Origin of the sequence: Labilithrix luteola (assembly GCF_001263205.1) — a bacterium.
Classification (GTDB): Bacteria; Myxococcota_A; Polyangia; order Polyangiales; family Polyangiaceae; genus Labilithrix; species Labilithrix luteola.
On sequence record NZ_CP012333.1, the window covers coordinates 11,225,198 to 11,238,406 of the forward strand.

Here is a 13,209-nt window from a genome sequence, read left to right on the forward strand (position 1 = left end):
TCGACGTTCAGGGAAGCGTGACCGCGGCAACGGGCGGCGAGAAGCCGGCGCAGTTGTACGGCGCTTCGTCAGCCTTGAAACGCACCGTTGCATTCCATGCTGTGCCGAGATCACCGGCCATCGCCGCCTCGGCGGACACCGGGAAGTTGAGGTCGGCAATCACCTCGACCGTCCCCGCTGCATACGTATTGGTCTTCAGACACAGGTTGATGTCGTTCGCAGGCGTGGTGTTCGTCGGATCCGGGTCCATTCCGTCCCAGATGACCGGCTCCACCGCCTTACCACCCTGCATGTACATGCCGGCGATGATCGCGCCGAGTGGTCGCGAATCTTTGTTCGGCTCGCCGTTGTCCACCGAATCGCCGCTGCCGCCGGTGAACTTGTTGTCGTGCATGTAGACGTCCTGGGTACCGAAGTTTCCGCCGGCCGCCGCCCACTTCGCGGGGTCCGGCTCGATCGAAAGGCCGCTCAGAATCGCAACGTCCACCGAGTTGTTGTCCGTCCACGTGTTGTTGAAGAGCTCCACACGACGCGACGCGAGGATGAACGTCCCCGTTCCAGCGGGAACCTGAGAAACGGTGCTGCTCGAACCGCTGTTCGACGCGAAGTTCGGCCGATTGTTCCCGGTGATGGTGTTGTCGTGCATCCGGATGTCGGTGCCCTTCACCGGATTGCCGGGCAGGTCGAAGACCACGAGGCCCGTCGTATTGTCCTCCGCCGTGTTCTCGTAGACGTCGGCGAAGCTGGTGTTCTCGATCTCGATGCCTGCGACGTTCTGCTTGGCGACGTTCTTGCGGACGATGGCCGTCTTGGTCTGGCCGACGTAGATGCCGGCGTCCGACGCGTTGTACGCCTCGCTCTCTTCGATGAGGACGTTCTCCGACTTGACCGGGTAGATGCCGTAAGCGCCGTTGGTGATCTGATTCTCCTGGGCCCACTCGGTGCGAATGCTCTGAATCTTGACGTTCTTGGAATCCTCGACGCGAAGGCCGTCTTTCTTGGCGTTCCAGATCGCCAGATTGCGAATGACGAAGTTGTCGCCGACCGCGTCGACACCGTTGGTATTCGCAGCGGCATTCGTGAAGACGAGCACTGTGCTCGCAGTGCCGCCGGTGGCCTCGCCTTTCGTGCCCTTGCCCGCGCCGACGAGGGAGACGTTCGCCTGGCGAATCGTCAGGGCGTTGTCGAAGTTGTACGTGCCCGCAGCGAGCACGATGTTGGCGCAACCGGTCAGCGAGTTGACGGCATCTTGCAAGTTCTGCTCCTCGCCGGGAGCGAAGTTCAGAGTCGTCGTGCAGGCCGTGCCGCCTTCGTTCGTCGGTTGGCGGCCTCCGTCGTCGATCGGATTCGTGCCCGTGTCCGTGCCAGCATCGTTCGTGGGCGTCGCGGAGTTCGTCGTGCTCTCGTCATCGGAGCAGGCCCCCACGGCGATGAGCGTAACGACGAGCGACAATGCCGGAAGTCGGCGCAAAGTGACGTGCATGATGAGTACTCCCCTCGGCTCGAAGTTCGGATATCCGGGCGCCGACGACACACGCGCGCGGCGATTCCGCCGCCGATTCCGCGGCCACGTAGGACCGAGAGAAACGCGCGTCCGTCTACCGACCACCTGTTCGGCGCCATCAGCATGACACCAGGAAGACACGCAACGCAACGTTGCGGAACACGACAAAAGGTCCCGCGCAACATGGACGAGCTCGGAGATCGTCTCTCCGCGGCCTGGTGTCGCCGTTGGTTACATTGGATACGACGCAGAGCGTCGATACGCGCCCATCACGAACACGAGGCACGTCCGATCGCTTCGCGGAGCAGCCCTCCCCTGCTTCCTCGAAGAGTAGACCGACTTGTCTACCAATTATCGCTCAAAGCCAATCGTCGGTAGACTGACTTGTCTACACGCGATAGAACCGCTGCGTGGACCCGCGCGAACGGATCTTGAGCACCGCGGTGCGACTCTTCTTCGCCCAGGGGTACGCACAGACGGGGATCAACCAGCTGATTGACGAATCCGGCCTTGCGCGCCGGACGTTCTACCATCACTTCGAATCCAAAGAAGCACTCGGCGCCGCCTATCTCGACTTCGCGGCAGGGCAATGGCTGGCGAACCTCGGGGCAGCATTCGATGGCCGGCGAACGGCTCGCAGCGCCGTCACGTCTCTGTTCGAAGTGCTCGAGTCATTCGCCCTCGAAACGCGCTTTCGCGGCTGCGGCCTCCTCAACATGGCTGCGGAATTCGCCGATGCCGGCAGCGAGATGCGTGCGCGCGTGCAACGCTACAAGGACGCGCAGCGGAAATTGCTACGCGAAAAGTTCCGCGACCTCGGGGCTGCACCGACGTACGCCGATCAGGTGCATCTCCTGCTCGAAGGCGCCATCGCCGGAGCCTCGGCGCATCTCGACGTGTGGCCACTGCGTACGGCGCGAACGGCGGCCCTCGCCCTGCTACCCGAAGAGGAATCACGACGATGACGCATCCGCTCTCGACCGTCGCGCCTTGGGATCTCGTGACTTCCGGCTATGCCGAGGAAGTGGACCTCGTGATGGTGCCGGTCGCGCGCCGTGCACTCACCCTGGTCGACATCCCTCGAGCGGCCCGCGTTCTCGACGTCGCCGCTGGCCCAGGCACACTCGCTCTGGAAGTGGCTTCGCGCGTGAGCGAGGTGATCGCCGTCGACTTCGCTCCCAAGATGATCGCGACGCTGGAGACGAACGCTGCGACTCGACACATCGGCAACGTCGTCGCGCAGGTGGCCGACGGACAAGCCCTGCCCTTCGACGACGCGTCGTTCGACGCCGCATTCTCGATGTTCGGGCTGATGTTCTTCCCCGACCGCGCGCGAGGATTCTCGGAGCTTCATCGCGTCCTTCGCCCGAAGGCGCCGGCCGTCGTCTCGACCTGGGCCCCCCTCGAACGATCGTCGGCCATGAGGCTCTTGTTCGGTGCGCTGGCCGCTGCCGATCCGTCGCCGCCGCCTCCCCCTCCTCCTCGCGCAGGAGGCGATCCCTTCGCCCTCGACAGCGAGGAAAAACTTCGTCGCGAGCTCACCGACGCCGGCTTCGTGAACGTTTCGGTGCACGAGCACGAGCAGCCCATCGGACCGCTCGAGGCCGACGAGCTATGGGAGCGCCTCACCCGCGGCAACGCGATGCTCGTCTCCCTGAGAGCGCGCCTCGGCGAAGATGCATGGTCTGCGCGTGCGGAACGCGCGAAAGAATTCCTTCGTCGAGCACTGCCGGAGGCACCGAGTCTCTCGACGACGGCACTTGTCGGCGTGGGCTTCCGGCGCTGAGACCTCCCGAGCCGCCAGGCGCCGTGCCGTCGCCTCGCCCTCCTCGCGGCGAGGACGGCCCATTGGTTCGTTTGACAACCATTTGACCAGGTGCCATGGTCTTGGCGTGCGCGATCAGTTCACGTCGGACGGCATCATCCTCGACAACGCCCTGGCGTTCTGGGTCCATCGCGTTTACCAGGCGCAGCGCAACGAGATGTATCGCGCCTTCCGCGAGAAGGGCGTCGAGCTCACCCCCGAGCAATGGGCCGTTCTCGTCCGGCTCTGGGAGAGCGACGGGCGCGCACAGAACGACCTCGGCGCATCGACGTTCCGCGACAAAGCCACCATGAGCCGCATGGTCGACGCCCTCGAACGGGCAGGACTCGTCGAACGGCGCCCCTCGGAGGACGACGCGCGCTCGCGCCTCGTCTGGCTGACCCGCCGCGGTCGCGAGCTTCGCAGCGTGCTCGTCCCTGTCGCCCGGAAGCTCGTCACACACATGCTCGAGGGCATCGACGAAAAGGATCTCGTCGTCACCCGCCGTACCCTCCAACACATCTTCGCGAACCTCGAAGGCAGCTGATTCCCTTCCGCAGCCGCTGCCTTCTTCGAGCGCAATTGGTTCGTTTGACAACCAACATGGCACTTCGAAAGGAAACCTCGATGGCGCTCTTGTTCCACGCACACACACTCGATTCAGCTCCGGTCTCGACGCGCGCGGCGCTCACGAAAGCGGAGAAGACGTTCGGCGCAATTCCGACCGCCCTCGCCCTCCTCGCCGAGTCACCCGAGGTGATTGCCGCTTTCGAGCAACTCCAGGGGATCTGGGCGGCGTGCTCGCTTTCACCTCTCGAGCGCGAAATCGTCACGATGGAGGTCGCGCGCCGCAACGGCTGTACGCTTTGTGTTTCGCTCCATGCCCGCATGCTTCGCGGCATGAAAGCGCCCCCTGCCCTGGTCGAGGCATTGACGACTGGCGCTCCGCTCGACGACTCGAGGCTCGAGACGCTGCGCACGTTCACGGCCAGCGTTCTCGAACATACGGGCGACGTCCCCGACGACGTCCGCGAGGCCTTCGCTGGCGCCGGATTCTCGCCGCGCCACGCCCTCGACGTCGTGCTCGGCGTGACGACCTACACGCTGACCACCTACGGCAATCGCCTCACCCGCGCGCCGCACGACGCACCCCATCGATGACGAGCTCGGCCGCACTGGCGGCGGATTGGCGGTCCTTCAGCCGGCCTCGGTGGGACCTCGTCCGAGTTTCGGCACATTTCTGGGAACGCCTGTGAGCCTTCCGACTCGAATGGACAGGAGGCACGTCATGGCCAACGTCATCGCAGGGAGTCCAAGCACGAACGCCACCGCGCGTTCGAACGAACTACAAGGATATCAGCTCCTCCATTGGGCATTCGTCATCGTCCCCGTCATCGCCGGGCTCGACAAGTTCGCCCATCTGCTCACCAACTGGGACGCCTATCTAGCCCCCGCCTTCGCGCGCATCCTCGGCGGAGCTTCTCATGGCTTCATGCTGCTCGTCGGGATCGTCGAGATCATCGCGGGTCTCATCGTGGCGCTTCGTCCGCGCGTGGGCGCGTACATCGTCGCCGCCTGGCTCGCCTTGGTCGTCGTGAACCTGATCGTCAGCGGTCATCACTTCGACATCGCGCTTCGCGACATCGGCCTCCTTCTCGGAGCGCTCGCGCTCGGCCGCCTTGCGGCGACCCACGACGTGCGAGACAGAAATGTCACTGCACGAACGCGCGCGTGAGGATGGTCTACGCTCCAGGCATGGCTGAACGCGCCGACCGCGAGGCAACCTTCACGGACGAGGCGATCGTCGCACGCGTCGTTGCAGGCGACGTTGCCTCGTTCGAGCTCATCGTCCGCCGGCACAACCAACGCGTCTTTCGCACGGTCCGAGCGATTCTCAAGAGCGACGACCTGGCCGAAGACGCCATGCAAGACGCCTACGTTGCCGCGTTCTCGCACCTCGCGGACTTCGACGGTCGGGCGCGCTTTTCGACCTGGCTCGTTCGCATTGCCGTACACGAGGCGCTCGGTCGACTTCGCCGTAGCAAACGGCAGGCTTCACTCGATGACGAGAGCTCGGGCGAGGACATGATGGCAACGACGAGGAGCCCCGAACAAGCCGCAAGCGACGTCGAGCTCCGCGCACTGCTCGAAGCCGCCGTCGACGCGCTGCCGCTCGGCTTTCGCGCCGTGTTCGTGCTCCGCGCGGTCGAAGATTTGAGCGTCGGAGAGACCGCCGAGGCGCTCGGAATCCCGGAAGAGACGGTTCGAACACGGCTTCATCGAGCGCGCGGTCTTCTTCGTGACGAGCTTGCTCGCAAAGTCGAAGGCTCGGCGCGCGAAGCGTTTCCCTTCCACCTCTCTCGCTGCGATCGCGTCACCGAAGGGGTCCTACGACGCATCCGCAATCGCCTCGCCGCCACGCGCGACGGCTACTGAACGAGGATAGGCCGAGCGAAGCTCGTGCATTTGATGACGTTCGAATTCCGACCCGCCGACGCACCTCGCTGTCGACTCGAGTGGACACTCGCGGCCCGGCTTCGCGCGAGCGCGCCCCGCGTGCTATTTCCCGAGAGTGACGTCCGTACGCCCCGTCGCTCGCGACACGTCGTTCGCCCCCGAACAGGCGGTCGTTGCCGTTCGCTACAATACGAAGCACAAGGACGTGACCGGCTGTGCTCCCGTCACGCATACCCACGCCGCGCTCGCGTTCTACACCGGTGGTCAGGCGCGCATCGAGCAGAACGGAGAGTGGAACATCGGCGCGGGCGACGTCATGCTCGTGCCCGCAGGGGAGGCCCATCGCATGCTGCATGTGCAGCAGAGCGAGTTCTGGGGCCTCGGATTCTGCGTGCCCTGCTTCGCTGCCAACGGCGCCGCGACGCTCCTCGAGCCGTTCGAGCGCGTGCGCGACGGAGGAGCCGCCGTCGTGCGGATTCCGACGACGCGCCACGAGTTTCTCCAGAGCTTGTTTCGCGAGCTCGAAGAGGCCGGCCGCGAGATGCGCGGCGCGAGTAGCACACGCGAAGCCGTCCAGCGAAGCCTGCTCACGCTGATCTTGAACGAAGTCCAACGGGCGACCAGCACGAGCGAATCGATCAAGACCGCGCGGAGCAGCGTCGTGGTCGACAGCCTTCGCTTCATCGAGCGCAACTGCCTCCGGCGCCTGACGCTCGGCGACATCGCCGCGGCCGTCGGCAAGAGCCCCGCCTACGTGACGAGCGCGCTCACGCAGGCCACCGGGCGAAGCGCCGGCGAATGGATCGTCAGCGGGCGGATGGCCGAGGCGCGCCGACTGCTTCTCCACTCGGACGAGATGGTCGACGTCATCGCCGAGCGCGTCGGCTACGCCGATGCCACGCACTTCATCCGGATGTTCCGGCGCCAGCACGGCGCTACCCCCGCGGCTTGGCGGGTCAGCAAACTACGCTAGCCCTCCATCAAAGCTTCCCGCTCGACGCGAGCTCCATCGTGAGCTCCACGTTGAGCACCGCCGCCGCTTGAACGCCCGCGGCCGACGCCATCACCGCGCCCTGCATGCGCGTCGTGAGGTCACCTCCGGCGTAGATGCCCGGCAGCGACGTTTCGCGCTTCATGGGGTCGACCTGCACGAACCCGGCTTCGTCGAGAGCGAGTCCAAGTCGCGTCACGAGGTCGACGTGGCGCTGCGGAGGGTGCGCGAAGAGCACGTCCATGGGGACCGTGGTTCCGTCCGAAAGTAGGGCGGCCTCGAGCCGGCCATCGCGCGCAACGAGCCGCTCGACGGGTGACGTCTCGAGTCGGATCCCTGCCGCCTTCAGACGATCGCGTGTCTCTTGCGGAATATCGAAGACGTCGGCCACGACCACGGAGACATCGCGCGACCATCCTCGCGCCTGGAGCGCGAACGGCATCAAGTGCGACGCGTCCGCGGCGCGCGCGAGATACGCCCATCGGCGGTCCTGCACTTCCCAGCCGTGGCAATACGGGCATTGGAAAATCGAGGTTCCCCAGAGCTCACGAAAGCCTTCGATGGGCAAGCGCTCGTCGATCATGCCCGTGCAAAGCAGGATGCGGCGAGCCTCGACGAGGCCGGACGACAGCTCCACGCGAAACGCCCCACGCTCGCCCGTGATGGACTCGACGCGAACGTCGGATACTTCGACGTTCGAATAGGTACGCAACTGTTCACGCCCGATTCGCCGAAACTCCTCGGGAGGGGTGCCATCGCGCGTGACGAAGTTGTGGATGTGCACGGCGGCGGCATTCCTGCGCGCGCCCGAATCGCAGAGCAGCACCCGCTTGCGCGCCCGGCCGAGCGCGAGCGCAGCGGAGAGGCCACCAGGACCGCCTCCCACGATGACGACGTCATAGAGCATGTCGGATCTCCTCGATGAAGCTACTGCCGAAGCGCCAACGTGGGCGCTGACAGAACTCGTAGCGCCGGGAGAGGCGGCCGAGGAGGGCGCGGGTTTCACGCCGATCGGCGTGGTTTTCGATCGGCGTTCGACGGCCCCGTACGACGACTGCCGAGCTCAGGCCGCGGCGACGTCCGTCGCGACGGGATCGCCGGCGGGAGCCACCTGCGCGTCGGTGATGAGCTTGCGCAGGAACGGAATCATCACCACGAGGAGCACGCCGACCACGAGGCTGCCACAACCGAGCTCCGTGAAGAGCGTCGAATAGACGTGGTTCGTCGTGTGCGCGGTTCCTTCGCTCGGTTCGGGCACGAGGCTCGAGAAGTCACCTGCGAAGAGCGAGGCCAGACCGGTGACGAGCATCCACGAGCCCATCATGATGCCCTGGTACTGGCGCGGCGCGAGCTTGCCGATCATCGCGTAGCCGACCGGTGAAATCAGCAGCTCGCCGATGCTCTGGAGAACGTAGCTCCCGAAGAGCCAAGAGAACGCGACCATCCCGTTCTCGTCGGCAAACGCGATGCCCACGGGGAGCGCCAGAAACCCGAGCCCCATCAGGATGAGCGAGGCGGAGAACTGCCTGGGAACGTCGATCTTCCAGCCGCGCGCACGGAGTCGACCGAAGAGCGCGGACATCAGAGGACCGCCCACGACGATGACGACCGTGTTGATGTTCTGGATCCACTGCGGAGCGACTTCGACGCCCCAGACCTTGCGATTGACGTTGTTGACCGCGAAGAGCTGGAGGCCGCTCGGGGCCATCTGATAGAGCGCCCAGAACACGAGCGAGCCGACCGTGAGGATCAGGTAGGCCCACATGTTGTTCTTCTCGCGTGCGTCCGGATGCTTGAACGCGAGCCAGGCGAGGGAGATGGCCACGATCGCGCTGATCACCTTCACGAGCTTCTCGGTTCCGTGCGGATGCTGGAGAAGGAACCAGACCACGGGAACGAGGCCCACGAGGATCGCGAGGCCGGCGGCAAAACGAAGCCTGAACTTGCCGGCGTCGACCTCCGCCAGCGGCGTGTCGCGATCGGCCAGCGTCTTCCAGTACACGAGGGCGAGGATGATCGCGATGAAGTTGCCGATGGTCGCGAAGATGAAGAGCCCGGAGTAGTTCTCCGTGAGCTGGTAGTGGCCGGCGGCGGTGAAGCCCACGAAGAAGCCGATGTTCATGCCGGCGTAGTTCCAGAGGAAGGCCCCTTCCCTACGGACGTCGTCGGGCTTGAATCGCTGCGTGAGCATCATGTTGATGCACGTCACGTTGAGGCCACTGCCCGTCAGGAACAGCGCGAGGCCCACGTAGAGAAGACCGACCGTTCCGCCGGCGATCGCGCCGCAACCGAGCACCTGGAGGACCATGCCGCCCACGAACAGGTTGCGGTTGCTCAGGAAGCGGCCACCGAGATAGCCACCGAAGAGGTGCAGTCCGTAGTTGAACGCACCGAAGACGCCCATGATCGTCGTGGCGTCCTTCGCGGAGAAGTGCAGGTGCTTCGTCGCGTACAGAACGAGCGTCGAATAGAGCACCGCAAACCCGAGGGTCGCGAAGATCTGGATGAAGAAGAGGACCCCGGCGCCGTCGGGGATCTGGGCCAGTCGATGCTTCGTGGGTTGCGAGGATGACAAGGTAACCTCACCAGTCCGCTACCAGCGGCAGCGCCGGAAGTCGAGTCAGGCCAGCCGCCCGCGCGTCATGCCTCGGCTTACAGCAGCGTAAGCTTCGGGTTCTCGACGACGATGACGCGGTCGCGCCAGTCGACGTCGATGGGGGCCGGGGGAGCGTCGGTCCGCAGCCGGACCACGTGCGTCCCGGGCGGCAGCTCCAAGGTTTTCTCGACACGACGGTTCGTCGGTTCGAGCGGGACCGACTCGTGCAGTGACGGGCCGTCGAGCTGCAGCGTGGACGACGCCCCCGAAGCGGACCGATACGTGAAGTCGAGCACGACACGCTGGACGTGGTCGGTGGGGTTCACGAGAAACGCCTTGCCCTTCGCCTTGCCGAAGTACCAGGTCGTCGTCGCGTTCCAGTGCTTCGGATAGAAGCCGTCGTTCAGGGCAAGGAACGGCCGCTCGTTCCACGTGCGTCGGCGATTCTCGAACTCCGGGCCGAGCCGCTCGCGAAGTGACTTCGTGAAGTCGACGAGCGACCATACGAGCACGCCGTTCGGGGAGACCGCCATCGGCTCGCCGATCACGTCGCGCAAGTGCGACGAGAGAGCCTTGGCGCCATCTTCGTATCCGCTCGGGTCGACCCAGAGCGCCTCGTACCCCGCGACGGCGATCGCCTCCGGCAGGTCGGCAATCGGGGTGTCGGCGAGGTCGTGATAGCGCTGATCTCCCAAGCGACCGCGCAGAGAGCCGTAGCTGTAACGCAGCTTCTCGCTGTGCATGTACGGCAGGAGGTGCGCGTAATCGTGCATGTGGACGATCATGCCGGCCTCCGGGAAAACCGAGTACGGAAGCTGAAAGACGCTCGCGCCCTGGGGAAGGCGCTGCTCGACCGAGCGAACGAAAGAACGGTCGGTGTGGAATGCTCGAGCAAACGCGTCGTAATCGGGCGTTCCTTCGGAGGTCTGATCATAGACGCCCAGAACGGTGATCACTCCGACGACCGCGATGACTCCTCCTCGAACGACCGTAGTCCGTACGCGGACCAAGAGCCTATCGACGAGAATCGCCATTGCGAACAGCGCATAGAAACCGATGAACACGCTGATGCGGTTGTAGCTTCGAACGTCCGGGAACCCGGCGAAAGCGACGAGCGAGCCGATGCCGCCGATCGTGCCGAGCAGAAACGCGCCGACGTTCAGGATCGCGAGTGGCCAGAGGAGGTCCGTGCTGCTCGCGTCGGCTTCGCCCGTGCGCCGAGAGCTGGTTCCACGCAGCAAGACGACGAACAACACCAAGAGTCCCACCGCACCGACGAGGCCCAGGTACGCCGTTGCGTTCTCGTTCGCGAGAGGCGCCGTCAGATCGTAGCTACGTCGAAAGCGGCGGAAGGCTTCGAGCCGGTGGTCGACCGTCGGGACCACGAGCTGGAAGAGTTTGAGGCCGAAGATCTCGGCGTCCATGGCCATACGCGCGGAGATCGGCGTTCGGCCGTTCGAATGGAGGTAGCCGATGACGCCGAGATTCTGGAGCACGAACATGCCCCCCGTCAGCCCAGCGCACGTCGCGGCGCGCAACGCCGGAAGGAGGCTTCGCTGCTGCGCCGTCGCCGCAATCCCCGCGACCACGTAGGAGGCAAGCGCGAAGAACGGGAAATAGACGAAGCCCCAAAGCCCGGTGCATGCCGCCAGCACGAGCACGACGATCGACGCGCGGTCGCGGATCCGAAGGGCCACCGGCCATCGCGAATGACTCGTGGCGGGTCGCTTCACGAAGAGAACTGGCGAGCCGCGCAGAACCTCGATCGCAGGCACGACCGCCAGGGGTACGAGCGCATAGCTGAAGCCGAAGAGAATGTGACCGTAGAGGCGGTACTGATGAAACGGGAGCACCGCGAAGAGCACGCCACAGGCAAGCGCCGCGGGGAGGCGAACTCCGTACTTGCGGACGACGGCGACCGCCGCGGCGCCCGCTAGCGGATAGCCGAGAATGACGGTCAAGTTGTAGGAGAGAACCCAGTCGTGCGTCAGCGCGACGAGGAACTTGACCAAGACGAGGTAGAAGACGTCCGGCGCCGGGAAGTCTTCGAGTCCTGCTCCGTAGGGAGCCCCGAGGAACGGGTTGTGGACGTACCACCCGTTGTCGAATGTGCCCTTGAAGTGCATGGCCGCGAACGAGAGGCCGTCACCGGCCACGAGCGGGCACGTAGGGTCTCGAAGATTGGCGGTCAGAATGCCCGAGTCGGCCGCGAACGCGACGAACGCCAGAAGCGCGCCGAGCAACACCTCTGCCGCGAAGCGCACGGCGGGCGAAGGGACGAGCGTGGCCCATCGCGAGGCAGCGACGCGCGGGACGGACGCACTCTCGGGAGATGAAGCGACCGGCACGGCGGCCTTCAAGGCCATCGAGTCACGTGTGTCCATGTGGGGCGGCCATCGAATACCGCGTTCTGGCGTTCGCTGCGAGCAGGGATCGGGCCTGCCCTGGCATCCTCCGAGCGCCGGGCTCACGCCTCGAAGAACACCACCCAAGCCACGGAGATCACTTCATAATCAAGCAACCTCAGCCGCGTTCGGCGGCTGCGTACGCACCGCTTGCTCCCTGCGCCTCGGGCCGGACGCCACCCGGACGTGGTCGACGTCGACGATCGAGCGCCGAGTCCTGCGAGATTCTACTTGGCGGCGGTTTGCACGAGGAGGTCGAACAGCGGCTTCGGGTTGGTCAGATCGTAGCGCAGCCCGAAGTGAGCTTCGACGCCAGGGTTGTTCGGCTGATCGATGAGCTCGTACATGTCGACCTCGTCGATGATGTCCGCATAGTTCGTCTGAATCTCGGTGAAGAGCTGACGAATGCTGTCGTAGCAAGCGCCGTCCCCCGGGTGTCCTCCGTCGTAGATGCCGTGATAGACGTCGCCGCAGTTCACCTCGTTGAAGAAGATGTGCGTCTTGTACTTGGTCGCGGCCGCGCGCATCTGCCCGAAGTACATGTTGTACCAATATCCCTTGTCTCCGAAGTACGGATACCAGTGATAGGTGATGTAATCGAATTTGAATCCGGCGTTCCACGCCTTGTCGAGGAACCAGAGATCCCCGTTGGGGTCGCCCCCGCAACGGCCGCCAAGATCGTCCGAATTGCAGTTCGTGAAGTTGATCGAGGTCTTGATGGGCAATCCCAGCTCGGTGGCCGCTTGCTGGATTCCCTGCGCCGTCGTCACCATCTCGGGAATGCGTGACTCGACGAGCTCGGGCTGCAGGTCCACCTCATTGCCGATTTCCCAGATCTGGATGTCGGCGGCGTAGCGTTTGGCGAGGTTGTACGCCGTGATCTTCGACGTGGGGTAGAGCATCGGACGAAGCGCGATGCCGTATTGCTTGGCGAGGGGGACGATCGCGTCGAGGACGTCGGTGGCCGTCGCCGGAACGTCGAAACGGTACGTCTTCAAGCCGTTGTCGTGGAGCAGCCGGAAGATCGCTTCGGTCTGCGAGACCGGGTAGTACTGGCGGAGCGTGTGACCGTTGACGCCCCACAGCATCTTCTTCGGCTCGCTCGCAGGGGGCGGAGTCGTGGGCGGCGGAGTCGTGGGCGGCGCCGTCTGGGCCGGAGCTCCGGCGTCCGGCGTCGGGTCCCCACCCGACGGGCGCCCGGAGGCTTCGGCGTTGGGCGCCCCCTCGAGCGCTTCACCGCCATCCGATGAACACGCGCCGAGCGCAAAGACGACAGCCGTACACGCGAACGTCGCGACGAGTCTCGAGGTGCTTGAACCGACCATGGGGCCTCCGAGACGTCGCGAAGCACGTCCTACGCCAGGCGCCCAAGGCCTCGATTTTCGAGGGATCGTGCGCTCTGGTGCATGATCGGGCCTTGCACGTGGGGTGATCGATGCGATCGCGCCCGGC

At 64.9% G+C, this 13,209-nt stretch carries 12 protein-coding genes; 7 read left to right on the forward strand and 5 right to left on the reverse strand.

Annotated features, from left to right (window positions below; translation table 11 throughout):
* Positions 1–7 precede the first annotated feature (7 nt).
* A complete protein-coding gene (locus AKJ09_RS48305) occupies positions 8–1,483 on the reverse strand; it encodes a parallel beta-helix domain-containing protein (RefSeq protein ID WP_146654632.1) in 1,476 nt (491 codons plus the stop codon).
* Between the two features lie 431 nt (positions 1,484–1,914).
* Between AKJ09_RS48305 and AKJ09_RS48310 the strand changes: the two genes are divergently transcribed.
* The 7 genes from AKJ09_RS48310 (at position 1,915) to AKJ09_RS48340 (ending at position 6,738) form a co-directional block, all read left to right on the forward strand.
* Complete coding sequence (locus AKJ09_RS48310) at positions 1,915–2,469, forward strand: TetR/AcrR family transcriptional regulator (protein ID WP_146654633.1); 555 nt, start codon at positions 1,915–1,917, stop codon at positions 2,467–2,469.
* Complete coding sequence (locus tag AKJ09_RS48315; RefSeq protein WP_169928555.1) at positions 2,466–3,290, forward strand: class I SAM-dependent methyltransferase; 825 nt, start codon at positions 2,466–2,468, stop codon at positions 3,288–3,290. The genes AKJ09_RS48310 and AKJ09_RS48315 overlap by 4 nt, the downstream gene beginning before the upstream one ends.
* A gap of 106 nt (positions 3,291–3,396) precedes the next feature.
* Positions 3,397–3,855: a MarR family winged helix-turn-helix transcriptional regulator gene (locus AKJ09_RS48320; RefSeq protein WP_146654635.1), complete on the forward strand. Its 459-nt coding sequence runs from the start codon at positions 3,397–3,399 to the stop codon at positions 3,853–3,855.
* A gap of 80 nt (positions 3,856–3,935) precedes the next feature.
* A complete protein-coding gene (locus tag AKJ09_RS48325) occupies positions 3,936–4,469 on the forward strand; it encodes a carboxymuconolactone decarboxylase family protein (protein WP_205633989.1) in 534 nt (177 codons plus the stop codon).
* 127 nt (positions 4,470–4,596) lie between these two features.
* Positions 4,597–5,043, forward strand: coding sequence for a hypothetical protein (locus tag AKJ09_RS48330; RefSeq protein WP_205633990.1), 447 nt, complete (start codon positions 4,597–4,599; stop codon positions 5,041–5,043).
* Between the two features lie 20 nt (positions 5,044–5,063).
* Positions 5,064–5,744 carry an RNA polymerase sigma factor gene (locus AKJ09_RS48335; protein WP_146654637.1) on the forward strand — a complete coding sequence of 227 codons (681 nt, stop codon included), beginning with the start codon at positions 5,064–5,066 and terminating at the stop codon, positions 5,742–5,744.
* 136 nt (positions 5,745–5,880) lie between these two features.
* The gene (locus tag AKJ09_RS48340; protein WP_240488883.1) at positions 5,881–6,738 is read left to right on the forward strand and encodes a helix-turn-helix transcriptional regulator; all 858 of its coding nucleotides are present in this window, start codon (positions 5,881–5,883) and stop codon (positions 6,736–6,738) included.
* Positions 6,739–6,745: 7 nt separating this feature from the next.
* On the opposite strand, the gene AKJ09_RS48345 is transcribed toward AKJ09_RS48340, so the two are convergent.
* The 4 genes from AKJ09_RS48345 to AKJ09_RS48360 all read right to left on the reverse strand — a co-directional run bounded on the left by AKJ09_RS48345 (position 6,746) and on the right by AKJ09_RS48360 (position 13,082).
* Positions 6,746–7,663: an NAD(P)/FAD-dependent oxidoreductase gene (locus AKJ09_RS48345; RefSeq protein ID WP_146654638.1), complete on the reverse strand. Its 918-nt coding sequence runs from the start codon at positions 7,661–7,663 to the stop codon at positions 6,746–6,748.
* Between the two features lie 156 nt (positions 7,664–7,819).
* The gene (locus AKJ09_RS48350) at positions 7,820–9,331 is read right to left on the reverse strand and encodes a peptide MFS transporter (RefSeq protein WP_146654639.1); all 1,512 of its coding nucleotides are present in this window, start codon (positions 9,329–9,331) and stop codon (positions 7,820–7,822) included.
* 77 nt (positions 9,332–9,408) lie between these two features.
* Complete coding sequence (locus AKJ09_RS48355; protein ID WP_146654640.1) at positions 9,409–11,736, reverse strand: carbohydrate-binding protein; 2,328 nt, start codon at positions 11,734–11,736, stop codon at positions 9,409–9,411.
* Positions 11,737–11,984: 248 nt separating this feature from the next.
* Positions 11,985–13,082 carry a hypothetical protein gene (locus AKJ09_RS48360; RefSeq protein WP_205633991.1) on the reverse strand — a complete coding sequence of 366 codons (1,098 nt, stop codon included), beginning with the start codon at positions 13,080–13,082 and terminating at the stop codon, positions 11,985–11,987.
* Positions 13,083–13,209 lie beyond the last annotated feature (127 nt).